The organism is Pseudomonas putida (assembly GCF_003228315.1).
Lineage (GTDB): Bacteria > Pseudomonadota > Gammaproteobacteria > Pseudomonadales > Pseudomonadaceae > Aquipseudomonas > Aquipseudomonas putida_S.
Window position 1 is genome coordinate 3,621,266 of sequence record NZ_CP029693.1, and the last position, 23,735, is coordinate 3,645,000.

A 23,735-nucleotide genomic window follows, 5' to 3' on the forward strand; every position below is an offset into this window, starting at 1 on the left:
CCCTTAACCGCGAGCCTTGGCTGCTGGACGTACAACCACGTTGCCGCCAGTAGCGCCAGGAACAGCGCCCTTGACCAACAACAGATTGCGTTCAGCGTCCACGCGCACTACTTCAAGGGACTGCACGGTCACGCGCTCAGCGCCCATATGACCGGACATTTTCTTGCCCTTGAATACACGACCAGGAGTCTGGCACTGGCCGATAGAGCCTGGAACGCGGTGGGATACGGAGTTACCGTGGGTGTTATCTTGCCCGCGGAAATTCCAACGCTTGATCGTACCCTGGAAACCTTTACCTTTGGACTGACCGGTTACATCAACCAGCTGACCAGCGGCGAAGATTTCAGCGTTGATCAGATCGCCGGCCTGGTACTCGCCTTCTTCAAGACGGAATTCCAATACGGTACGACCGGCAGCAACGTTCGCCTTGGCGAAGTGGCCAGCCTGAGCTGCTGTTACACGCGAAGCACGACGCTCGCCGACAGTGACTTGCACTGCACGATAGCCATCGGTCTCTTCAGTTTTGAACTGGGTGACGCGATTCGGCTCGATCTCAATGACCGTGACCGGAATGGAGACACCTTCTTCGGTGAAAATACGGGTCATACCCGCTTTTCGACCGACTACACCAATAGTCATGTTGTAAACCTCATGAGTGTACGGGGCTTTCACCCGCTATGGCCGCCCATTTCAGAGCGTTACACGACCAAGACCGAGTCTTAGCCGAGGCTGATCTGCACTTCCACACCGGCCGCAAGATCAAGCTTCATAAGTGCGTCAACGGTTTTATCCGTTGGCTGGACGATGTCCAGAACGCGCTTATGAGTACGGATCTCGTACTGGTCACGCGCGTCTTTGTTGACGTGCGGGGAGACCAGAACGGTGAACCGCTCTTTACGGGTAGGCAGTGGAATTGGACCACGCACTTGAGCACCAGTACGTTTCGCGGTTTCCACGATTTCCTGGGTTGATTGGTCGATCAGGCGATGGTCGAAAGCCTTCAACCTGATACGGATTTGCTGATTTTGCATTGGATTTCAGACTCCGGCTGCTATTCCCACCGGGCGCAATACGCCCGTTAAAAGGAGGCGCAATTCTATAGACGCCCCAGATGGGTGTCAACCCAATAAAAAAGCCCCCGCTGAGCGGGGGCTTTTTCAAAGCATCAAAGCCATCTCAAAAAAGAGATTACTCGATGATTTTGGCTACAACGCCAGCACCAACGGTACGGCCGCCTTCGCGGATTGCGAAACGCAGACCGTCTTCCATTGCGATGGTTTTGATCAGGGTAACAGTCATCTGAATGTTGTCACCTGGCATTACCATTTCAACGCCTTCTGGCAGTTCGCAGTTACCGGTCACGTCAGTAGTACGGAAGTAGAACTGTGGACGGTAGCCTTTGAAGAACGGAGTGTGACGACCGCCTTCTTCCTTGCTCAGAACGTAAACTTCTGCGGTGAACTTGGTGTGCGGCTTAACCGAACCCGGCTTAACCAGAACCTGACCACGCTCAACGTCGTCACGCTTGGTACCACGCAGCAGAACGCCGCAGTTCTCACCAGCACGACCTTCGTCCAGCAGCTTGCGGAACATCTCAACACCGGTGCAGGTGGTGGTGGTGGTGTCACGCAGACCAACGATTTCCAGAGCGTCTTGAACGCGAACGATACCGCGCTCGATACGGCCAGTCACAACAGTACCGCGACCAGAGATCGAGAATACGTCTTCGATTGGCATCAGGAATGGCTTGTCGATAGCACGCTCTGGCTCTGGGATGTAGCTATCCAGAGTCTCTACCAGCTTCTTAACAGCGGTAGTGCCCATTTCGTTGTCGTCTTTGCCTTCCAGCGCCATACGAGCGGAACCGATGATGATCGGAGTGTCATCGCCTGGGAAGTCGTAGGTGGACAGCAGGTCGCGAACTTCCATCTCAACCAGTTCCAGCAGCTCAGCGTCGTCTACCAGGTCAGCCTTGTTCAGGAAAACCACGATGTACGGAACGCCTACCTGACGGGACAGCAGGATGTGCTCACGGGTTTGTGGCATCGGACCATCGGCGGCCGAGCAAACCAGGATCGCGCCGTCCATCTGGGCAGCACCGGTGATCATGTTCTTCACGTAGTCAGCGTGACCCGGGCAGTCAACGTGAGCGTAGTGACGAATGTTCGAGTTGTATTCAACGTGTGCGGTGTTGATGGTGATACCGCGAGCTTTTTCTTCTGGAGCGCTGTCGATCTTGTCGAATTCAACTACGGCCGAACCGAAAACTTCGGAGCAGACGCGAGTCAGAGCAGCGGTCAGAGTGGTTTTACCATGGTCAACGTGACCGATGGTGCCAACGTTTACGTGCGGTAGGGAACGATCAAATTTTTCTTTAGCCACGACAATTAACTCCTTGCCTAAAGGACTGAATCAGCCTTGTTTTTTGGTTACAGTTTCGACGATGTGCGACGGAGCTGTATTGTATTTTTTGAATTCCATAGAGTAGCTTGCGCGACCCTGGGACATGGAACGAACGTCGGTCGCATAACCGAACATCTCGCCCAGCGGAACTTCGGCACGAATTACTTTACCGGAGACCGTGTCTTCCATACCCAAAATCATGCCGCGACGACGGTTAAGGTCGCCCATCACGTCACCCATATAGTCTTCAGGCGTAACAACCTCTACCGCCATGATCGGCTCAAGCAACTCACCGCCGCCCTTCTGGGCCAGTTGCTTGGTCGCCATGGAAGCAGCCACCTTAAACGCCATCTCGTTCGAGTCGACGTCGTGGTAAGAACCATCAAACACGGTAGCCTTCAGGCCGATCAGCGGATAGCCGGCGACAACGCCGTTCTTCATCTGCTCTTCGATACCCTTCTGGATAGCCGGGATGTATTCCTTAGGAACCACACCACCCACTACTTCGTTCAAGAATTGCAGGCCTTCCTGACCTTCGTCAGCAGGAGCAAAACGAATCCAGCAATGGCCGAACTGGCCACGACCGCCGGACTGACGAACGAACTTGCCTTCGATCTCACAGTTCTTCGTGATGCGCTCACGATAGGAAACCTGAGGCTTACCGATGTTGGCTTCGACGTTGAACTCACGGCGCATCCGGTCAACCAGGATGTCCAAGTGCAGCTCGCCCATGCCGGAGATGATCGTTTGACCAGTCTCTTCATCAGTCTTGACGCGGAAAGACGGGTCTTCCTGAGCAAGTTTGCCCAGTGCGATACCCATTTTTTCCTGGTCATCCTTGGTCTTAGGCTCTACGGCAACCGAAATTACCGGCTCCGGGAAGTCCATACGAACCAGGATGATTGGCTGTTCAGCGTTGCACAAAGTTTCACCAGTGGTGACGTCCTTCATGCCGATCAAGGCCGCGATGTCGCCAGCGCGCACTTCCTTGATTTCTTCGCGGGCGTTTGCGTGCATCTGCACCATACGACCCACACGCTCTTTCTTGCCTTTAACCGAGTTGATCACGCCGTCGCCGGAGGCCAGCACGCCCGAGTAAACACGAACAAAGGTCAAGGTACCCACGAATGGGTCGGTAGCGATCTTGAACGCCAGAGCCGAGAACGGCTCGTTGTCGTCTGCATGACGCTCCATTTCCTCTTCCTCGTTATCAGGGTTGGAACCCTTGATAGCAGGAATGTCGGTTGGCGCAGGCAGGAAGTCGATAACGGCGTCGAGAACCAGGGGAACACCCTTGTTCTTGAACGAAGAACCACAAACAGCCAGGACGATCTCACCAGCGATGGTACGCTGACGCAGAGCAGCCTTGATTTCCTCGACGGAGAGCTCTTCGCCTTCGAGATACTTGTTCATCAGCTCTTCGCTGGCTTCGGCAGCAGCCTCTACCATGTTGTTACGCCACTCTTCAGCCAGCTCCTGCAGCTCTGCAGGGATAGCTTCGCGACGCGGCGTCATGCCCTTGTCAGCATCGTTCCAGTAAACCGCTTCCATGGTCATCAGATCGATCTGACCCTGGAAGTTGTCTTCGGAACCGATAGCCAACTGGATTGGCACCGGAGTGTGACCCAGACGCTGCTTGATCTGACCGATCACGCGCAGGAAGTTTGCGCCAGCACGGTCCATCTTGTTCACATAAACAATACGCGGAACGCCGTACTTGTTGGCTTGACGCCATACGGTTTCGGACTGAGGCTCAACACCGGAAGTACCACAGAACACAACGACCGCGCCATCGAGTACACGCAGGGAACGCTCAACTTCAATAGTGAAGTCTACGTGACCCGGGGTATCGATGACGTTGAAGCGGTACTGGTCCTTGTGCTGCTTGGCGGAACCCTGCCAGAAGGCGGTAATGGCAGCAGAAGTAATGGTAATACCACGCTCCTGCTCCTGCACCATCCAGTCTGTGGTTGCGGCGCCGTCATGCACCTCGCCCATTTTGTGACTTTTGCCAGTGTAAAAAAGGACGCGCTCGGTGGTGGTGGTTTTACCAGCATCCACGTGAGCTACGATACCAATGTTACGGTAGCGATTAATCGGTGTAGTACGAGCCATAAAGCCCTCGCAAAATTAGTGACGCTAAAATTAGAAGCGGTAGTGCGAGAAAGCCTTGTTAGCTTCAGCCATACGGTGCACGTCTTCACGCTTCTTAACTGCAGCACCTTTACCTTCAGCGGCATCCAGCAGCTCGCCAGCCAAACGCAGAGCCATAGACTTCTCGCCACGCTTACGGGCGAAGTCTACCAACCAGCGCATTGCCAGAGCGTTACGACGGGAAGGACGAACCTCGACCGGAACCTGGTAAGTAGCACCACCAACGCGGCGCGACTTCACTTCGACCAGCGGAGCGATGGCGTCGAGTGCTTTTTCGAAGAGTTCCAGGGGATCGGTGCCGGTCTTGCGAGCCGCAACGGTTTCCAGGGCACCATAAACAATACGCTCGGCAACGGCTTTCTTGCCGCTTTCCATAACGTGGTTCATGAATTTGGCGAGGATTTGGCTTCCGTATTTCGGATCGTCCAGAATCTCACGCTTTGCTGCTACGCGACGTCTTGGCATTGATAAGCCCTCAAACGGTCTTCAGGTTAGCTCGGAACAGATCTCGAAAGATGCGTGCCCGACCTTACTCTTATCGACTCAATAAAATAGATAACTGCAGAGCGACCGATTACTTCGGACGCTTGGTACCGTACTTCGAACGACCCTGGTTACGGCCTTTAACGCCGGAAGTATCCAAGGAGCCGCGAACGGTGTGGTAACGAACACCTGGCAAGTCTTTTACACGACCGCCGCGGATCAGTACCACGCTGTGCTCTTGCAGGTTGTGGCCTTCACCACCGATGTACGAGGAAACCTCGAAACCGTTGGTCAGACGCACACGGCATACTTTACGCAATGCCGAGTTAGGTTTTTTCGGCGTAGTGGTGTACACACGGGTGCACACGCCACGACGTTGCGGGCAGTTCTGCAGCGCAGGCACGTCGGATTTCTCGACGATACGCTTACGCGGCTGACGTACCAGCTGGTTGATAGTTGCCATCTACTAGCTCCACTGTTGTCTTGCGACGCTATTGTCTTGCAAGAAAAGCAAAATGGCAGGAACGAATCCCCGCCAAATTTAGGGGTACAAGAGTCTAAAGAGGATCCTGCCCCCAGTCAAGGCAAGGCCCCGCCCTCCCCGCTCATCCAACCTCGACAATTTATCTCGATTCGATGAACGGAGCGACCAGGGCCTTACGCTCATTTACCGCAGAACTCAGTTACCGCTCGAGTTCAGCGCTTCGGTCAGTGCAGCTTCCACCTCACTGGCGCTGACGCGCAACGGCTTGTCAGCATCACGGCGACGCTTACGCTCGCTGTGATACGCCAGGCCGGTACCGGCCGGGATCAGACGACCCACGACCACGTTTTCTTTCAGGCCGCGCAGGTAGTCACGCTTGCCGGTTACCGCCGCTTCGGTCAGTACGCGAGTGGTTTCCTGGAAGGAAGCCGCCGAGATGAACGATTCGGTGGACAGCGACGCCTTGGTGATACCCAGCAGAACACGGGTGAACTTGGCGACAAACTTGTCTTCCGCGCTCAAACGCTCGTTCTCTACCAGTACGTGAGTCAGTTCCATCTGGTCGCCCTTGATGAAGCTGGAATCGCCGGACTCGGAGATTTCAACTTTACGCAGCATCTGACGCAGGATGGTCTCGATGTGCTTATCGTTGATCTTCACGCCTTGCAGACGGTAAACGTCCTGGATCTCGTTAACAATGTACTTGGCCAGCGCACTCACACCCAGCAGACGCAGGATGTCGTGTGGATCGCTTGGACCGTCAGAGATAACTTCGCCGCGGTTCACTTGCTCGCCTTCGAAGACGTTCAGGTGACGCCACTTCGGAATCAACTCTTCATACGGATCGCTACCGTCGTTCGGGGTGATAACCAGACGGCGCTTGCCTTTGGTCTCTTTACCGAACGCGATGGTGCCGCTGACTTCGGCCAGAATCGAGGCTTCTTTCGGACGACGAGCTTCGAACAAGTCAGCAACACGCGGCAGACCACCGGTGATGTCACGGGTCTTCGAAGTCTCTTGCGGAATACGAGCGATAACATCACCGATCGCGATTTTCGCACCGTCCGCCACACCGACCAGGGCGTTGGCTGGCAGGAAGTACTGAGCGATAACGTCAGTGCCTGGCAGCAACAGATCCTTGCCGTTGTCGTCGACCATCTTCACGGCAGGACGGATGTCCTTGCCCGCAGCTGGACGATCTTTAGGATCGAGTACTTCAATGTTGGTCATACCGGTCAATTCGTCTGTCTGACGCTTGATCGTGATGCCTTCTTCCATGCCCACGTAGGTCACGGTACCTTTCATTTCGGTAACGATCGGGTGAGTGTGCGGGTCCCACTTGGCGACGATCGCGCCAGCATCAACCTTGTCACCTTCCTTAACCGAAATAACAGCACCGTACGGCAGCTTGTAACGCTCGCGCTCACGACCGAAGTCGTCAGCAATCGCCAGCTCACCGGAACGGGACACAGCGACCAGGTGACCATCCACTCGCTCAACGTGCTTCAGGTTGTGCAGACGGACGGTACCGCCATTCTTCACCTGAACGCTGTCGGCTGCAGAGGTCCGGCTTGCCGCACCACCGATGTGGAATGTACGCATCGTCAGCTGGGTACCCGGCTCACCGATGGACTGGGCGGCAATAACGCCGACCGATTCACCGATGTTCACCTGGTGACCACGAGCCAGATCACGGCCGTAGCACTTGGCGCAAATGCCGTAGCGGGTTTCGCAACTGATTGGAGAACGCACGATCACTTCGTCGATGCTGTTCAGCTCGATGAATTCAACCCACTTCTCGTCTACCAGAGTGCCAGCAGGAACGATGACGTCCTCGGTACCCGGCTTGAAAACGTCACGGGCAATAACACGACCCAATACGCGCTCACCCAGCGGCTCTACAACGTCACCGCCTTCAATGTGCGGTGTCATCAGCAGGCCATGCTCGGTGCCGCAATCGATCTCGGTCACAACCAGATCCTGCGCCACGTCTACCAGACGACGAGTCAGGTAACCGGAGTTCGCAGTTTTCAATGCGGTATCCGCCAGACCCTTACGAGCACCGTGAGTAGAGATGAAGTACTGGAGTACGCTCAAACCTTCACGGAAGTTCGCAGTAATCGGCGTCTCGATGATGGAACCGTCCGGCTTGGCCATCAGACCACGCATACCGGCGAGCTGACGGATCTGCGCAGCAGAACCCCGCGCACCCGAGTCGGCCATCATGTACATCGAGTTGAAGGATTCCTGATCCACTTCGTCGCCATGACGGTCGATGACCTTCTCTTTCGAGAGGTTGGCCATCATAGCCTTGGAAACTTCGTCGTTCGCCTTGGACCAGAGGTCGATCACCTTGTTGTACTTCTCGCCCTGGGTAACCAGGCCGGAAGCGTATTGGCTTTCGATCTCTTTCACTTCGTCGGTAGCAGTACCGATGATGCGGGCTTTTTCATCAGGGATAACGAAGTCGTTAACACCGATGGAAACGCCGGAAATGGTCGAATAGGCAAAACCGGTGTACATCAACTGGTCAGCGAAGATCACGGTCTCTTTCAGACCAACCACGCGGTAGCACTGGTTGATCAGCTTGGAGATCGCCTTCTTCTTCATCGGCAAGTTGACGACATCGTACGACAGACCTTTTGGCACAACCTGGAACAGCAGCGCACGGCCGACGGTGGTGTCGACAATACGAGTGTTGGTCACGCTGCCGCCATCACGATCGTTGACGGTTTCGCTGATTCGCACTTTGACTTTCGCGTGCAGTGCGGCTTCACCAGCACGGAACACACGGTCAACTTCCTGCAGATCCGCGAACACACGACCTTCGCCCTTGGCATTGATCGCTTCACGAGTCATGTAGTACAGACCCAATACAACGTCCTGCGACGGAACGATGATTGGCTCACCGTTGGCTGGCGACAGAATGTTGTTGGTCGACATCATCAACGCGCGCGCTTCCAGCTGGGCTTCCAGTGTCAGCGGTACGTGCACGGCCATTTGGTCGCCGTCGAAGTCGGCGTTGTACGCAGCACAGACCAACGGGTGCAGCTGGATAGCCTTACCCTCGATCAGTACTGGTTCAAACGCCTGGATACCCAGACGGTGAAGGGTCGGTGCACGGTTAAGAAGAACCGGGTGTTCGCGAATCACTTCAGCGAGAACGTCCCAAACTTCCGGCAGCTCGCGCTCAACCATCTTCTTGGCCGCTTTGATGGTGGTCGCTAGACCACGCATTTCCAGCTTGCCGAAAATGAACGGTTTGAACAGCTCGAGAGCCATTTTCTTCGGCAGACCGCACTGGTGCAGACGCAGGGTCGGACCTACGGTAATTACCGAACGACCGGAGTAGTCAACACGCTTACCGAGCAGGTTCTGACGGAAACGACCCTGCTTACCCTTGATCATGTCAGCCAGGGATTTCAGAGGACGCTTGTTGGAACCAGTGATAGCGCGACCACGACGACCGTTGTCGAGCAGTGCATCCACAGCTTCCTGCAACATACGCTTTTCGTTGCGCACGATGATGTCCGGAGCGGACAGATCAAGCAGGCGCTTCAAACGGTTGTTACGGTTGATCACTCGACGATACAGATCGTTGAGGTCGGACGTCGCGAAGCGACCGCCATCCAGCGGAACCAGTGGACGCAGATCTGGCGGCAGAACCGGCAGAACGGTCAACACCATCCACTCTGGCAGGTTGCCGGAGCCCTGGAAGGCCTCCATCAACTTCAGACGCTTGGACAGCTTCTTGATCTTGGTTTCGGAGTTGGTTTGCGGAATTTCTTCACGCAGACGGCCAATCTCGTGCTCCAGGTCGATAGCGTGCAGCAGCTCACGGACAGCTTCGGCACCCATGCGGGCATCGAAATCGTCGCCGAACTCTTCCAGCGCTTCGAAGTACTGCTCGTCATTCAGCAGCTGACCTTTCTCAAGGGTGGTCATGCCTGGATCGATAACGACGTAGCTCTCGAAATAGAGAACGCGCTCGATATCACGCAGGGTCATGTCCATCAGCAGGCCGATACGGGACGGCAGCGATTTCAGGAACCAAATGTGGGCAACCGGCGAGGCCAGTTCGATGTGCGCCATGCGCTCACGACGAACTTTTGCCAGTGCAACTTCAACGCCGCACTTCTCGCAGATCACGCCGCGATGCTTCAAGCGCTTGTACTTACCGCACAGGCACTCGTAATCCTTGACCGGGCCAAAGATCTTGGCGCAGAACAGGCCGTCACGCTCAGGCTTGAACGTACGGTAGTTGATGGTTTCCGGCTTTTTAACTTCACCGAACGACCACGAGCGGATCATCTCAGGCGATGCCAACCCAATACGGATGGCGTCGAACTCTTCGACTTGACCCTGGTTTTTCAGCAAATTCAGTAGGTCTTTCAAGGCCTTTCCTCCTGGCGGAGCAGAGAGCGGGCAATCTTGCCCCGCTCTCGATTCGCGTCACGTGTTATTCGGTTTCCAGATCGATATCGATGCCGAGGGAACGAATTTCTTTGATCAACACGTTGAAGGACTCGGGCATGCCCGGCTCCATACGGTGATCGCCGTCCACGATGTTTTTGTACATCTTGGTCCGGCCGTTCACATCGTCCGACTTCACTGTGAGCATTTCTTGCAGAGTGTAAGCGGCACCGTATGCTTCCAGTGCCCAGACCTCCATCTCCCCGAAACGCTGACCACCGAACTGCGCCTTACCACCCAGCGGCTGCTGGGTAACCAGGCTGTACGAACCGGTAGAACGCGCGTGCATCTTGTCGTCTACCAAGTGGTTCAGCTTCAGCATGTACATGTAGCCAACGGTAACTGGACGCTCGAACTTGTTGCCGGTACGGCCGTCGGTCAACTGCATCTGGCCGCTCTCTGGCAGGTCTGCCAGTTTCAACATCGCCTTGATTTCGCTTTCCTTGGCACCGTCGAACACCGGAGTAGCCATTGGTACGCCGTTACGCAGGTTCTGAGCCAGATCCAGGATTTCCTGGTCGGAGAACGTATCCAGCGCTTCGTTGCGACCGCCAATCTGGTTGTAGATCTCGTCCAGGAAGGTACGCAACTCAGCAACCTTACGCTGCTCTTCGACCATGCGGTTGATCTTCTCGCCCAGACCTTTGGCCGCGAGGCCCAAGTGGGTTTCAAGGATCTGACCGACGTTCATACGCGAAGGTACGCCCAGCGGGTTGAGGACCACGTCGACCGGGGTGCCATTGGCATCGTGCGGCATGTCTTCAACCGGCATGATCACGGAGACCACACCCTTGTTACCGTGACGACCGGCCATCTTGTCGCCCGGCTGGATGCGACGACGGATTGCCAGGTAAACCTTGACGATCTTCAGTACGCCCGGAGCCAGGTCATCGCCTTGCTGCAGTTTGCGCTTCTTGTCTTCGAACTTGTCGTCCAGCAGACGGCGGCGATCAACGATGTAGGCCTGAGCCTTCTCGAGCTGCTCGTTCAGAGCATCTTCAGCCATGCGCAGTTTGAACCACTGGCCATGCTCAAGACCGTCGAGGACTTCGTCGGTGATGTCCTGGCCTTTCTTCAGACCGGCACCGCCTTCGGCTTTGTGGCCGACCAGAGCGGAACGCAGACGTTCGAAAGTAGCGCCTTCAACGATACGGAACTCTTCGTTCAGGTCCTTGCGGATCTCGTCGAGCTGGCTCTTCTCGATCGACAGGGCACGACTGTCACGCTCAACACCATCACGGGTGAAGACCTGAACGTCGATGACAGTACCCTTGGTACCGGTCGGTACGCGCAGTGAGGTGTCTTTAACGTCGCTGGCCTTCTCACCGAAGATCGCACGCAACAGTTTTTCTTCCGGCGTCAGCTGAGTCTCGCCTTTCGGAGTGACCTTGCCCACCAGAATGTCGCCCGGGCCAACTTCGGCGCCGACGTAAACGATACCGGCTTCGTCCAGCTTGTTCAGTGCGGCCTCACCCACGTTCGGGATGTCCGCAGTGATTTCCTCTGGGCCTAGCTTGGTGTCACGTGCCACACAGGTCAGTTCCTGAATGTGGATCGTGGTGAAACGGTCTTCCTGAACCACACGCTCGGACAGGCAGATGGAGTCTTCGAAGTTGAAGCCGTTCCATGCCATGAACGCGATGCGCATGTTCTGACCCAGAGCCAGTTCACCCATGTCGGTGGACGGGCCGTCGGCCATGATATCGCTACGCTGAACCCGATCACCCTTACGCACCAGCGGACGCTGGTTGATGCAGGTGTTCTGGTTGGAGCGGGTGTATTTGGTCAGGTTGTAGATGTCGACACCCGCTTCGCCGGTTTCGACCTCATCATCTGCAACACGAACAACAATACGGCTGGCGTCGACGGAATCGATCACGCCACCACGGCGAGCCACGACGCAAACGCCGGAGTCACGGGCTACGTTACGCTCCATACCGGTACCGACCAGCGGCTTGTCAGCACGCAGGGTTGGTACAGCTTGACGCTGCATGTTCGAACCCATCAACGCACGGTTGGCGTCGTCGTGCTCGAGGAACGGGATCAGCGACGCTGCAACCGAAACTACCTGCTTCGGCGATACGTCCATCAAGGTGACGTCTTCTGGCGCCTTGACGGTGAACTCGTTCAAGTGACGAACAGCTACCAGTTCGTCGACCAGGTATTTCTTCTCGTTCATCGTGGCCGAAGCCTGAGCGATCACGTGATCAGCTTCTTCGATGGCGGACAGGAATACGATTTCGTCGGTAACCAGAGCGTCTTTCACCACACGGTACGGGCTCTCAAGGAAGCCGTACTGGTTGGTACGCGCATACGCAGCCAAGGAGTTGATCAGACCGATGTTCGGACCTTCCGGCGTTTCGATCGGGCATACACGACCATAGTGAGTCGGGTGTACGTCACGAACTTCAAAGCCGGCGCGCTCACGAGTCAAACCACCTGGGCCGAGTGCAGAAACACGACGCTTGTGGGTGATCTCGGACAGCGGGTTGTTCTGGTCCATGAACTGGGACAGCTGGCTGGAACCGAAGAACTCTTTCACCGCCGCAGCCACTGGCTTGGCGTTGATCAGGTCTTGCGGCATCAGGCCTTCGCTTTCAGCCATCGACAGACGCTCTTTGACCGCACGCTCAACACGTACCAGGCCAACGCGGAACTGGTTCTCGGCCATCTCGCCTACGCAGCGAACACGACGGTTACCCAGGTGGTCGATATCATCGACGATGCCTTTGCCGTTACGGATGTCGACCAGGGTCTTCAGTACCGCGACGATGTCTTCCTTGCACAGCACGCCCGAACCTTCGATTTCGGTACGACCGATACGACGGTTGAACTTCATCCGGCCGACCGCAGACAGGTCATAGCGCTCAGGGCTGAAGAACAGGTTGTTGAACAGGGTCTCGGCAGCGTCTTTGGTTGGCGGCTCGCCAGGACGCATCATGCGATAGATCTCGACCAGCGCTTCCAGTTGGTTGCTGGTGGAGTCAATCTTCAGCGTATCGGAGATGAACGGACCGCAGTCGATGTCGTTGGTGTACAGCGTCTCGACGCGCACAACCTGAGCCTTGGCGATTTTTGCCAGGATCTCGGTGCTCAGCTCGGTGTTGCACTCAGCCAGGATTTCACCTGTAGCCGGGTGCACGATGGCTTTGGCGGTGGTACGACCCAGAACGTAGTCCAGCGGCACGTCCAGCATCTTGATGCCGGCTTTTTCGATCTGGTTGATGTGGCGCGCAGTAATACGGCGCCCCTGCTCAACGATGACCTTGCCGTTGTCGTCCTGGATATCCAGAACGGCAACTTCGCCACGCAGACGCGAAGGCACCAGCTCCAGGCTGAGGGTTTCGCCGCTCAGATGGAAAACGTTGGTGGTATAGAACGCGTCCAACACTTCTTCAGTGGTATAGCCGAGCGCGCGCAGCAGTACCGATGCAGGCAGCTTGCGACGACGGTCGATACGCACGAATACGCAGTCTTTCGGGTCGAACTCGAAGTCCAGCCACGAACCGCGGTAAGGAATGATGCGCGCGGAGTACAGCAGCTTACCGGAGCTGTGCGTCTTGCCACGGTCGTGGTCGAAGAACACACCCGGAGAACGGTGCAGCTGGGAAACGATCACACGCTCGGTACCGTTGATTACGAAGGTACCGTTTTCAGTCATCAGGGGGATTTCACCCATGTAGACTTCTTGCTCTTTGATGTCCTTGATCGCTTTGTTCGACGATTCTTTGTCGAAAATGATCAGGCGCACTTTTACCCGCAAAGGTACGGCGTAAGTTACACCGCGCAATACGCATTCTTTGACATCAAATGCCGGTTCGCCCAGGCGATAACCGACGTACTCCAGCGCAGCGTTGCCGGAGTAGCTGATGATCGGGAAAACGGATTTGAAGGCCGCATGCAGGCCCACGTCGCGGAACTGATCTTTAGTCGCTCCCGCTTGCAAGAATTCACGATACGAATCCAGCTGGATGGCCAGGAGATAAGGCACATCCATGACGTCCGGCAACTTGCTAAAGTCCTTGCGGATACGTTTTTTCTCAGTATATGAGTAAGCCATCAGCGTTCCCCAGCTTGGTCACCTGCTTGTTTGGCCCTCCCGACGGGAGTAGCCAGAAAATCGTGCAAACCCCATGGTTTGCGCCACCGCATCGGGTGGTACAGCTCGTTATTAGCATCGACCCAGTCGACTGCCAATAACGGAAAAAGGCCGGTGGCATAAACCACCAGCCATCAGCCTTTCGCTTGACGCTCGGGCTGGAGGAGCAAAGTCGATGCTTACTTCAGCTCGACTTTAGCGCCTGCTTCTTCCAGCTTCTTCTTAGCGTCTTCAGCAGCTTCTTTCGAAACGCCTTCAGCTACAACCTGAGGAGCGCCGTCGACTTTCTCTTTGGCTTCTTTCAGGCCCAGACCAGTCAGTTCACGAACTGCCTTGATCACGTTTACTTTCTTCTCGCCGGCTTCAACCAGAACAACGTTGAACTCGGTTTGCTCTTCAACAACAGCGGCAGCAGCAGCTGGACCAGCAGCAGCAACGGCAGCGGTCACGCCGAAGGTTTCTTCCATTGCTTTGATCAGCTCTACAACTTCCAGAACGGTTTTCTGGCCGATTGCTTCGATGATTTGTTCGTTAGTCAGAGACATGACTTGAATCCTGTATTGGGGTGACAGCCTACGCAGCCATCAAATTAAACATATGATTTTGAAAGATTCGACTGCGCCTTAGGCTGCAGCAGCTTCTTTCTGGTCGCGAACGGCTGCCAGGGTACGAGCCAGCTTGCTGGTAGCGCCTTGGATCACGCTCATCAGTTTCGCAATAGCTTCGTCGCGGGTCGGCAAAGTAGCCAACACGTCGATCTGGTTAGCGGCAAGGAACTTGCCATCAAACGCAGCTGCCTTGATCTCGAACTTGTCCTGACCCTTGGCGAACTCTTTGAACAGACGAGCAGCAGCGCCCGGGTGTTCGTTGGAGAAAGCGATCAGGGTAGGGCCGGTGAACGCGTCATTGAGGACACTGAACTCAGTGCCTTCAACAGCGCGCTTGAGCAGGGTGTTACGTACGACACGCACGTATACGCCAGCTTCACGAGCCTCTTTACGGAGTCCGGTCATTGCGCCTACTGTTACGCCACGGGCATCAGCCACGACAGCGGACAGAGCGACTTTGGCAGCCTCGTTGACTTCAGCGACGATGGCCTTCTTGTCTTCGAGTTTAATTGCCACGGGTTTAACTCCTGCTTGTTACCGTTTCATCTGGTCGAAACCGGATGTCGTTTTGGTGTCTGATTCGGTAAGGAACCGGGAGCACCATCTGCGTAGGCTTGTGGTTTAAGACTTTCGCCGCCTACGGTCTTGGATAGCCCCCGCCAGGCAGGGACCCCAATTTTTCAATTAGCGCAATCGCTTGCGCCAATTCGCGTCTTACGCGTCCAGCGAGCTCTGATCGATAACCAGACCTGGGCCCATAGTGGTGCTCAGGGTAACGCGCTTGACGTAGATACCTTTCGAGGAAGCTGGCTTGATACGCTTCAGATCAGCGATCAGTGCTTCAACGTTTTCCTTCAGCTTGACGGCATCGAAGCCGATCTTGCCAACGGAAGTGTGGATGATGCCGTTTTTGTCGGTGCGATAACGAACCTGACCAGCCTTGGCGTTTTTAACCGCGGTAGCTACGTCTGGAGTTACGGTGCCGACTTTAGGGTTAGGCATCAGACCACGTGGACCGAGGATCTGACCCAGTTGACCTACAACGCGCATCGCATCAGGAGATGCAATTACTACGTCATAGTTCAGGTCGCCACCTTTCATTTCGGCAGCCAGTTCGTCCATACCTACGCGGTCAGCGCCGGCAGCCAGAGCGGCCTCAGCAGCTGGACCCTGGGTGAACACAGCAACGCGAACAGTCTTGCCAGTGCCGTGTGGCAGCACAGTAGCGCTACGAACGACCTGGTCGGATTTACGTGGGTCAACGCCCAGGTTAACAGCAACGTCAAACGACTCGACGAACTTGGCCGCTGGCAGCGAAGCCAGCAGATTCGCGGCCTCTTCGAAGTTGTAGGACTTGCCCGCTTCGATTTTCTCGGCGATAGCCTTTTGACGCTTGGTCAGCTTAGCCATTACACACCCTCCACGTTAAGGCCCATGCTACGAGCAGAACCGGCGATAGTACGCACGGCTGCTTCCATATCAGCTGCAGTCAGATCCGCGTTTTTGGTTTTCGCGATTTCTTCCAGCTGAGCACGGGTCACAGTGCCAACCTTAACGGTGTTCGGACGAGCGGAACCGCTGGTCAGACCGGCCGCCTTCTTCAGCAGAACCGAAGCAGGGGTGGATTTGGTTTCGAATGTGAAGCTACGGTCGCTGTAAACAGTGATGATCACTGGAGTTGGCAGACCTGGTTCAAGACCCTGAGTACGGGCGTTGAAAGCCTTGCAGAACTCCATGATGTTCACGCCGTGCTGACCCAGAGCAGGACCAACAGGTGGGCTTGGGTTAGCCTGAGCGGCCTTCACTTGCAGCTTGATGTAAGCGGTAATCTTCTTGGCCATGAGGCACTCCAATTACGGGTTCAAACGCCTCGAAAGGCTCCCCGGTTACTTGCGCGTTTATCCCAGTGACGACAAAACCCCACAGCCTACGGCTGCGGGGTTGGGATGCTTGCTCAGCTAGACCTTTTCGACCTGACTGAACTCCAACTCTACCGGAGTAGAGCGACCGAAAATGAGCACTGCGACCTGGATCCGGCTCTTTTCGTAGTTAACTTCTTCTACAACACCATTAAAGTCAGCGAATGGACCGTCATTGACACGCACCGTCTCACCCGGCTCGAACAATGTCTTCGGCTTCGGCTTGTCACTACCGTCTGCAACTCGGCGCAGAATCGCTTCTGCTTCTTTGTCTGTGATCGGCGCAGGCTTATCGGCAGTTCCGCCAATGAAGCCCATCACGCGAGGAGTATCCTTGACCAAGTGCCAGGTACCCTCGTTCATATCCATCTGAACCAGCACATAGCCTGGAAAGAACTTACGCTCGCTTTTGCGTTTCTGGCCATTACGCATTTCAACCACTTCTTCAGTGGGAACCAGAATCTCGCCGAAGCCATCTTCCATGCCAGCCAGCTTTACACGCTCGATCAACGAACGCATCACATGCTTCTCGTAACCCGAGTAAGCATGAACAACATACCAACGCTTAGCCACGGGACACCCTTAACCGACAATCAAGGAAACAAGCCAGCCGAGCAGGGAATCAAGCCCCCACAACAGCAACGCCATAACCAAAACAACAGCCACAACGATCAACGTGGTCTGCGTGGTTTCCTGGCGAGTTGGCCATACGACTTTACGAATTTCGGTGCGCGCTTCCTTGACCAGAACAAAGAAAGACTTGCCCTTAACTGTCTGCAGGCCTACAAAGGCAGCTACAGCAGCAATCACGAGCAAAGCAAGCACACGGTACAGGATCGGCGAAGCAGAGAAGTACTGATTGCCAACAACGCCAACAACCACCAAAGCGACTACCACTAGCCACTTGAGCAGATCGAAGCGAGAGCCTTGAGCTTCAGCTTTAGGAGTCATCTATGAGGATCCTGTGAAAAGAAAGCCAGACACCCCTGGGAATCTGGCAGGTCAGGAGGGAATCGAACCCCCAACCTACGGTTTTGGAGACCGTCGCTCTGCCAATTGAGCTACTGACCTAAAACAAAATCAGGCCGACCATTATGCAGGCCCGAAGGAGACTTTACAACAACCTACTCAATGACCCGGCTAAATCGACACTTCCGACACCTGAGGCGCCACCACCAAAGTGCAACACAACCACTGCAGGCCATTAAAACAAAGGCAGATATTTTCATATCTGCCTTGTCATATGGAGCTCTTGAGCGGATTTGAACCGCTGACCTCACCCTTACCAAGGGTGTGCTCTACCAACTGAGCTACAAGAGCGTAACACCGTGCAAAACCTGCAAACTTGGAGCGGGTAGCGGGAATCGAACCCGCATCATCAGCTTGGAAGGCTGAGGTTCTACCACTAAACTATACCCGCGAGGCTTGCAGCTCTCGCTAAAATGGTGGAGGGGGAAGGATTCGAACCTTCGAAGTCGTAGACGTCAGATTTACAGTCTGATCCCTTTGGCCGCTCGGGAACCCCTCCTAAGCGAGCCGGCATTCTATACTATGCCAGCCTTCTGTCAAGCATTTTCTCATTAAAATCCTGAGCTTAGCTGCGTTGACTTGCCTCACATCGTTTTCCGCTTAAGGTCTTCGCTGTGGAGCGGGCGCCATTCTATGCAAACTATTCGGAGGGCGCAACCCCCTCACAAGGCATTATTTTATGTTTTAACTCATTGAATTCTTTAGAAAGGTTTTGCAGCTGCAGATCATCCAGCCAACGCCTGCTTTCTGGAGCTACACGCACCCAGTACGACGCGGTTTCAGAGCCCGCTTTCGGCAGCGACTGAAACTTGACCTCCATCCCCGTCAGCCTGCGCTCAAGCCCCTGAGCAGCGTCCTGACGGGCAAAACCACCTAGATACAGGCACCCGGCATCCGACTGAGCCGCCTTGCCGCTATCCTTGGCTGTACCTGGCGCCTCGCTCAGCAGCCGAATGTCCTGCTGCCCCCCTCGATACAAACTCAAGGGCGTTACATCCTTTGCCCGCAGAGGCGCCTCTTGCTGATGCCAGATGTAATAAAAGACGTTAAGAACAATCAACAGCAGAAACAACCAACGCATAAGGACCTCAGGGCAAAGGGCAGGCCATGGCCAAACCAACGAACACCAGATCCGGAACCACCCTGGCCTCAGGTACGATCTCCGACACAAGAGAGGCATCACCACCCGTAAGGAAAATCGCGAAATCCCCCCCCCAATAGCTACGCGCCAGTTCAAGCTGTGTGAAAACAAAACCGTGCAACATCAATAGACAGCCCCGCTCCACCGCCTCAACCGTTGTGCGACCGGGAACGAGACTTTCCAAGGCCTGCTCCGCAGCGAGGTCTCCGTAACGAATTTTGCGAGTGTGAGTACGGAGCTGATTACGCATCAATGGCATACCTGGACATATGAATCCACCAAGATGCTCACCGTCCGCAGCAACGAAGTCCGCCGTAACCGCCGTACCGAAGTCCAACACCAGGCACGCACCTGCGGCCAAATGATACCCGCCCATCAAGGCAAGCCAGCGATCAAGCCCCAGCCGCTCAAATTCCTCATAACCATTGCGAACACCGGACATCTCACGCGACGGAGCAGCACAGACCACCGAAACATCAAAGGCTGCCTTTAACAAAGCAATTAAAACATCGGTCTCCCCGGCGGTCCGAACACTCACTAGCCGGCAAAACCTTAGAGATAAGCCGTTGAGCGCTTTCACCCCCTCCAGCAGCGCCAGGTCCGAATCAACAACACCCTCTCCAACCACTAGACGAGCGCTCGCATTGAGCACGCGCCACTTGATGAAGCTGTTTCCACAGTCGAGCTCAAGAATCATTGCGCAACCTCAGACTGAGCTCACCACCACTGAAGACCTTTTCCACACCACTCACCTTCAGCCGCAGGGCGCCCTGACTATCGATACCCAACACCTCACCATCAATCTGATTGGCCCCCGCAATTAGCGACACTGCGCGCCCCTGCCACAGATGATTTTGCTCCCACTCAGCCTGGATCGCTGGAAAACCTCCAGCCTGATGTCGCTCCAAGTATTTCTGCAGCATTGCACAGAGCTCAGCGACCAAGTGATTGCGATCAAATGCCTTGCCAGCCTGCAGACGCATTGACGTCCATTGTTGATCGACCTCATCAGACATCTGCATGTTCACATTAATACCGACACCCAACACCACGTGACATACATCGGCAGGATCTCCAACCAACTCAAGCAGTATCCCTGCAATCTTTTTCTGGCCAACCAGGACGTCATTGGGCCACTTCAAACCCGCACCCGGAATACCAAACTCACGCAATACCTGCATGACCGCAAGCCCAACAACAAGACTCAAACCTTCCAGCTGGCGCATTCCACCGTCAATACGCAACACCAAGCTGTAGTAGATGTTTTCTGCGAACGGGCTCACCCACTTTCGACCACGCCGCCCTCGACCGGCCATCTGCCGCTCAGCAAGCACAACAAAAGGTGCAGCCTCACGCCTCTCGATAGCCCGCAAGGCCTCAGCATTCGTGGAATCTATAGAGTCGAAGACAAGGACAGGCCAATCACAGGACGGCATCGCCCCCCTGACCTCAGCTGGCTCGAGCAACGTCAAAGGTGCCGCCAATTGATAGCCGCGCCCTCGTACTTTGTGAATGGATAATCCCAGTTCAGCCTCCAACTGCTGAAGCTGCTTCCACACAGCACTGCGACTGACGCCCAAGGCAGAACCCAGAGCCTGGCCCGAATGGAATCGACCATCCTTAAGTAGATTTAACAACGTCAGCATGCAAATCTCGCCTCACAATGAGGCCCGCATAATAGCCACGCCCAGAGCTGTTGCATAGAAATGTGGCGAAACGAACTTTTCCGTGCGCAAAAACAAAACCCCAACTGCTTTCGCAATTGGGGTTTCGGAATTTAATCTTGACGATGACCTACTCTCACATGGGGAAACCCCACACTACCATCGGCGATGCATCGTTTCACTTCTGAGTTCGGGATGGGATCAGGTGGTTCCAATGCTCTATGGTCGTCAAGAAATTCTTGAGCTGACGCGTCTTTCGACGTTCCAGCGAATCGGGTATGTGACAGCTGTCGGTGTTTGCGAGTTGCGCGAACTTTCGGTTCATTGCGTCTTCACACACCGCAATCTGGCCTTTCGACGCAAATTGCTTGGGTGTTATATGGTCAAGCCTCACGGGCAATTAGTATTGGTTAGCTCAACGCCTCACAGCGCTTACACACCCAACCTATCAACGTCGTAGTCTTCGACGGCCCTTCAGGGAACTCAAGGTTCCAGTGAGATCTCATCTTGAGGCAAGTTTCCCGCTTAGATGCTTTCAGCGGTTATCTTTTCCGAACATAGCTACCCGGCAATGCCACTGGCGTGACAACCGGAACACCAGAGGTTCGTCCACTCCGGTCCTCTCGTACTAGGAGCAGCCCCTCTCAAATCTCAAACGTCCACGGCAGATAGGGACCGAACTGTCTCACGACGTTCTAAACCCAGCTCGCGTACCACTTTAAATGGCGAACAGCCATACCCTTGGGACCGGCTTCAGCCCCAGGATGTGATGAGCCGACATCGAGGTGCCAAACACCGCCGTCGATATGAACTCTTGGGCGGTATCAGCCTGTTATCCCCGGAGTACCTTTTATCCGTTGAGCGATGGCCCTTCCATACAGAACCACCGGATCACTAAGACCTACTTTCGTACCTGCTCGACGTGTCTGTCTCGCAGTCAAGCGCGCTTTTGCCTTTATACTCTACGACCGATTTCCGACCGGTCTGAGCGCACCTTCGTACTCCTCCGTTACTCTTTAGGAGGAGACCGCCCCAGTCAAACTACCCACCATACACTGTCCTCGATCCGGATAACGGACCTGAGTTAGAACCTCAAAGTTGCCAGGGTGGTATTTCAAGGATGGCTCCACGCGAACTGGCGTCCACGCTTCAAAGCCTCCCACCTATCCTACACAAGCAAATTCAAAGTCCAGTGCAAAGCTATAGTAAAGGTTCACGGGGTCTTTCCGTCTAGCCGCGGATACACTGCATCTTCACAGCGATTTCAATTTCACTGAGTCTCGGGTGGAGACAGCGCCGCCATCGTTACGCCATTCGTGCAGGTCGGAACTTACCCGACAAGGAATTTCGCTACCTTAGGACCGTTATAGTTACGGCCGCCGTTTACCGGGGCTTCGATCAAGAGCTTCGCGTTAGCTAACCCCATCAATTAACCTTCCGGCACCGGGCAGGCGTCACACCCTATACGTCCACTTTCGTGTTTGCAGAGTGCTGTGTTTTTAATAAACAGTCGCAGCGGCCTGGTATCTTCGACCGGCGTGGGCTTACGCAGCAAGTGCTTCACCCTCACCGGCGCACCTTCTCCCGAAGTTACGGTGCCATTTTGCCTAGTTCCTTCACCCGAGTTCTCTCAAGCGCCTTGGTATTCTCTACCCAACCACCTGTGTCGGTTTGGGGTACGGTTCCTGGTTATCTGAAGCTTAGAAGCTTTTCTTGGAAGCATGGCATCAACCACTTCGTCACCCAAAGGGTAACTCGTCATCAGCTCTCGGCCTTAAGATCCCGGATTTACCTAAGATCTCAGCCTACCACCTTAAACTTGGACAACCAACGCCAAGCTGGCCTAGCCTTCTCCGTCCCTCCATCGCAATAACCAGAAGTACAGGAATATTAACCTGTTTTCCATCGACTACGCTTTTCAGCCTCGCCTTAGGGACCGACTAACCCTGCGTCGATTAACGTTGCGCAGGAAACCTTGGTCTTTCGGCGTGGGTGTTTTTCACACCCATTGTCGTTACTCATGTCAGCATTCGCACTTCTGATACCTCCAGCAAGCTTCTCAACTCACCTTCACAGGCTTACAGAACGCTCCTCTACCGCATCACCTAAGTGATACCCGTAGCTTCGGTGTATGGTTTGAGCCCCGTTACATCTTCCGCGCAGGCCGACTCGACTAGTGAGCTATTACGCTTTCTTTAAAGGGTGGCTGCTTCTAAGCCAACCTCCTAGCTGTCTAAGCCTTCCCACATCGTTTCCCACTTAACCATAACTTTGGGACCTTAGCTGACGGTCTGGGTTGTTTCCCTTTTCACGACGGACGTTAGCACCCGCCGTGTGTCTCCCATGCTCGGCACTTGTAGGTATTCGGAGTTTGCATCGGTTTGGTAAGTCGGGATGACCCCCTAGCCGAAACAGTGCTCTACCCCCTACAGTGATACATGAGGCGCTACCTAAATAGCTTTCGAGGAGAACCAGCTATCTCCGAGCTTGATTAGCCTTTCACTCCGATCCACAGGTCATCCGCTAACTTTTCAACGGTAGTCGGTTCGGTCCTCCAGTCAGTGTTACCTAACCTTCAACCTGCCCATGGATAGATCGCCCGGTTTCGGGTCTATACCCAGCGACTAAACGCCCTATTAAGACTCGCTTTCGCTACGCCTCCCCTATTCGGTTAAGCTCGCCACTGAATATAAGTCGCTGACCCATTATACAAAAGGTACGCAGTCACAGAACAAAGTCTGCTCCCACTGCTTGTACGCATACGGTTTCAGGATCTATTTCACTCCCCTCTCCGGGGTTCTTTTCGCCTTTCCCTCACGGTACTAGTTCACTATCGGTCAGTCAGTAGTATTTAGCCTTGGAGGATGGTCCCCCCATATTCAGACAAAGTTTCTCGTGCTCCGTCCTACTCGATTTCATGACTAAGAGATTTTCGCGTACAGGGCTATCACCCACTATGGCCGCACTTTCCAGAGCGTTCCGCTAATCTCAAAGCCACTTAAGGGCTAGTCCCCGTTCGCTCGCCACTACTAAGGGAATCTCGGTTGATTTCTTTTCCTCAGGGTACTTAGATGTTTCAGTTCCCCTGGTTCGCCTCTTGCACCTATGTATTCAGTACAAGATAACCATCTTATGATGGCTGGGTTCCCCCATTCAGACATCTCCGGATCAAAGTCTGTTTGCCGACTCCCCGAAGCTTTTCGCAGGCTACCACGTCTTTCATCGCCTCTGACTGCCAAGGCATCCACCGTATGCGCTTCTTCACTTGACCATATAAC

Annotated in this window: 17 protein-coding genes, 4 tRNA genes and 2 rRNA genes; all 23 read right to left on the minus strand. The window is 54.8% G+C overall.

What is annotated here, in order from left to right:
* Positions 1–3: 3 nt before the first annotated feature.
* The gene (gene rplC, locus DKY63_RS16930) at positions 4–639 is read right to left on the minus strand and encodes a 50S ribosomal protein L3 (RefSeq protein ID WP_110965132.1); all 636 of its coding nucleotides are present in this window, start codon (positions 637–639) and stop codon (positions 4–6) included.
* 80 nt (positions 640–719) lie between these two features.
* Positions 720–1,031, minus strand: a complete 312-nt coding sequence (gene rpsJ, locus DKY63_RS16935; protein WP_003186070.1) for a 30S ribosomal protein S10 — start codon at positions 1,029–1,031, stop codon at positions 720–722.
* Positions 1,032–1,188: 157 nt separating this feature from the next.
* Positions 1,189–2,382, minus strand: a complete 1,194-nt coding sequence (gene tuf, locus DKY63_RS16940; protein WP_010220303.1) for an elongation factor Tu — start codon at positions 2,380–2,382, stop codon at positions 1,189–1,191.
* Between the two features lie 30 nt (positions 2,383–2,412).
* A complete protein-coding gene (gene fusA, locus DKY63_RS16945) occupies positions 2,413–4,518 on the minus strand; it encodes an elongation factor G (protein ID WP_110965133.1) in 2,106 nt (701 codons plus the stop codon).
* 30 nt (positions 4,519–4,548) lie between these two features.
* Positions 4,549–5,022 carry a 30S ribosomal protein S7 gene (rpsG, locus tag DKY63_RS16950; RefSeq protein ID WP_007957592.1) on the minus strand — a complete coding sequence of 158 codons (474 nt, stop codon included), beginning with the start codon at positions 5,020–5,022 and terminating at the stop codon, positions 4,549–4,551.
* 109 nt (positions 5,023–5,131) lie between these two features.
* Entirely contained in the window at positions 5,132–5,503 is a 372-nt protein-coding gene (rpsL, locus tag DKY63_RS16955) for a 30S ribosomal protein S12 (protein ID WP_003186084.1), read from the minus strand.
* A gap of 216 nt (positions 5,504–5,719) precedes the next feature.
* Positions 5,720–9,919, minus strand: a complete 4,200-nt coding sequence (gene rpoC / locus DKY63_RS16960) for a DNA-directed RNA polymerase subunit beta' (protein WP_110965134.1) — start codon at positions 9,917–9,919, stop codon at positions 5,720–5,722.
* Positions 9,920–9,983: 64 nt separating this feature from the next.
* The gene (rpoB, locus tag DKY63_RS16965) at positions 9,984–14,057 is read right to left on the minus strand and encodes a DNA-directed RNA polymerase subunit beta (protein ID WP_110965135.1); all 4,074 of its coding nucleotides are present in this window, start codon (positions 14,055–14,057) and stop codon (positions 9,984–9,986) included.
* A gap of 218 nt (positions 14,058–14,275) precedes the next feature.
* The gene (rplL, locus tag DKY63_RS16970; protein WP_007957596.1) at positions 14,276–14,641 is read right to left on the minus strand and encodes a 50S ribosomal protein L7/L12; all 366 of its coding nucleotides are present in this window, start codon (positions 14,639–14,641) and stop codon (positions 14,276–14,278) included.
* Positions 14,642–14,719: 78 nt separating this feature from the next.
* The gene (gene rplJ / locus DKY63_RS16975) at positions 14,720–15,220 is read right to left on the minus strand and encodes a 50S ribosomal protein L10 (RefSeq protein ID WP_110965136.1); all 501 of its coding nucleotides are present in this window, start codon (positions 15,218–15,220) and stop codon (positions 14,720–14,722) included.
* Positions 15,221–15,418: 198 nt separating this feature from the next.
* Positions 15,419–16,114 (minus strand): 50S ribosomal protein L1, encoded by a 696-nt coding sequence (rplA, locus tag DKY63_RS16980; RefSeq protein ID WP_110965137.1) that lies wholly within the window; start codon positions 16,112–16,114, stop codon positions 15,419–15,421.
* Entirely contained in the window at positions 16,114–16,545 is a 432-nt protein-coding gene (gene rplK / locus DKY63_RS16985) for a 50S ribosomal protein L11 (RefSeq protein ID WP_007933726.1), read from the minus strand. The genes rplA and rplK overlap by 1 nt, the downstream gene beginning before the upstream one ends.
* 117 nt (positions 16,546–16,662) lie before the next feature.
* Positions 16,663–17,196: a transcription termination/antitermination protein NusG gene (nusG, locus tag DKY63_RS16990; RefSeq protein ID WP_007957598.1), complete on the minus strand. Its 534-nt coding sequence runs from the start codon at positions 17,194–17,196 to the stop codon at positions 16,663–16,665.
* A 9-nt stretch (positions 17,197–17,205) separates the two neighbouring features.
* Positions 17,206–17,574: a preprotein translocase subunit SecE gene (gene secE, locus DKY63_RS16995; protein ID WP_110965138.1), complete on the minus strand. Its 369-nt coding sequence runs from the start codon at positions 17,572–17,574 to the stop codon at positions 17,206–17,208.
* 44 nt (positions 17,575–17,618) lie between these two features.
* Positions 17,619–17,694 (minus strand) — tRNA-Trp (locus tag DKY63_RS17000).
* Between the two features lie 173 nt (positions 17,695–17,867).
* Positions 17,868–17,943, minus strand: a tRNA-Thr gene (locus DKY63_RS17005).
* A 26-nt stretch (positions 17,944–17,969) separates the two neighbouring features.
* Positions 17,970–18,043, minus strand: a tRNA-Gly gene (locus DKY63_RS17010).
* 23 nt (positions 18,044–18,066) lie between these two features.
* Positions 18,067–18,151 (minus strand) — tRNA-Tyr (locus DKY63_RS17015).
* 141 nt (positions 18,152–18,292) lie between these two features.
* On the minus strand, positions 18,293–18,733 hold the full coding sequence (locus tag DKY63_RS17020; RefSeq protein WP_110965139.1) for a hypothetical protein: 441 nt from the start codon (positions 18,731–18,733) through the stop codon (positions 18,293–18,295).
* Between the two features lie 7 nt (positions 18,734–18,740).
* A complete protein-coding gene (locus DKY63_RS17025) occupies positions 18,741–19,490 on the minus strand; it encodes a pantothenate kinase (RefSeq protein WP_110965140.1) in 750 nt (249 codons plus the stop codon).
* Positions 19,480–20,439 (minus strand): bifunctional biotin--[acetyl-CoA-carboxylase] ligase/biotin operon repressor BirA, encoded by a 960-nt coding sequence (birA, locus tag DKY63_RS17030; protein WP_110965141.1) that lies wholly within the window; start codon positions 20,437–20,439, stop codon positions 19,480–19,482. Before birA ends, DKY63_RS17025 begins: the two co-directional genes overlap by 11 nt.
* 135 nt (positions 20,440–20,574) lie before the next feature.
* A 5S ribosomal RNA gene (rrf, locus tag DKY63_RS17035) occupies positions 20,575–20,690 on the minus strand.
* A gap of 146 nt (positions 20,691–20,836) precedes the next feature.
* A 23S ribosomal RNA gene (locus DKY63_RS17040) occupies positions 20,837–23,728 on the minus strand.
* Positions 23,729–23,735 lie beyond the last annotated feature (7 nt).

Coding starts and splice junctions, on each gene's coding strand:
- rplC (WP_110965132.1), bottom strand. CDS start 639: ATGACTATTGGTGTAGTCGGTCGAAAAGCGGGTATGACCCGTATTTTC.
- rpsJ (WP_003186070.1), bottom strand. CDS start 1,031: ATGCAAAATCAGCAAATCCGTATCAGGTTGAAGGCTTTCGACCATCGC.
- fusA (WP_110965133.1), bottom strand. CDS start 4,518: ATGGCTCGTACTACACCGATTAATCGCTACCGTAACATTGGTATCGTA.
- rpsG (WP_007957592.1), bottom strand. CDS start 5,022: ATGCCAAGACGTCGCGTAGCAGCAAAGCGTGAGATTCTGGACGATCCG.
- rpsL (WP_003186084.1), bottom strand. CDS start 5,503: ATGGCAACTATCAACCAGCTGGTACGTCAGCCGCGTAAGCGTATCGTC.
- rpoB (WP_110965135.1), bottom strand. CDS start 14,057: ATGGCTTACTCATATACTGAGAAAAAACGTATCCGCAAGGACTTTAGC.
- rplL (WP_007957596.1), bottom strand. CDS start 14,641: ATGTCTCTGACTAACGAACAAATCATCGAAGCAATCGGCCAGAAAACC.
- rplA (WP_110965137.1), bottom strand. CDS start 16,114: ATGGCTAAGCTGACCAAGCGTCAAAAGGCTATCGCCGAGAAAATCGAA.
- rplK (WP_007933726.1), bottom strand. CDS start 16,545: ATGGCCAAGAAGATTACCGCTTACATCAAGCTGCAAGTGAAGGCCGCT.
- secE (WP_110965138.1), bottom strand. CDS start 17,574: ATGACTCCTAAAGCTGAAGCTCAAGGCTCTCGCTTCGATCTGCTCAAG.
- DKY63_RS17020 (WP_110965139.1), bottom strand. CDS start 18,733: ATGCGTTGGTTGTTTCTGCTGTTGATTGTTCTTAACGTCTTTTATTAC.
- DKY63_RS17025 (WP_110965140.1), bottom strand. CDS start 19,490: ATGATTCTTGAGCTCGACTGTGGAAACAGCTTCATCAAGTGGCGCGTG.
- birA (WP_110965141.1), bottom strand. CDS start 20,439: ATGCTGACGTTGTTAAATCTACTTAAGGATGGTCGATTCCATTCGGGC.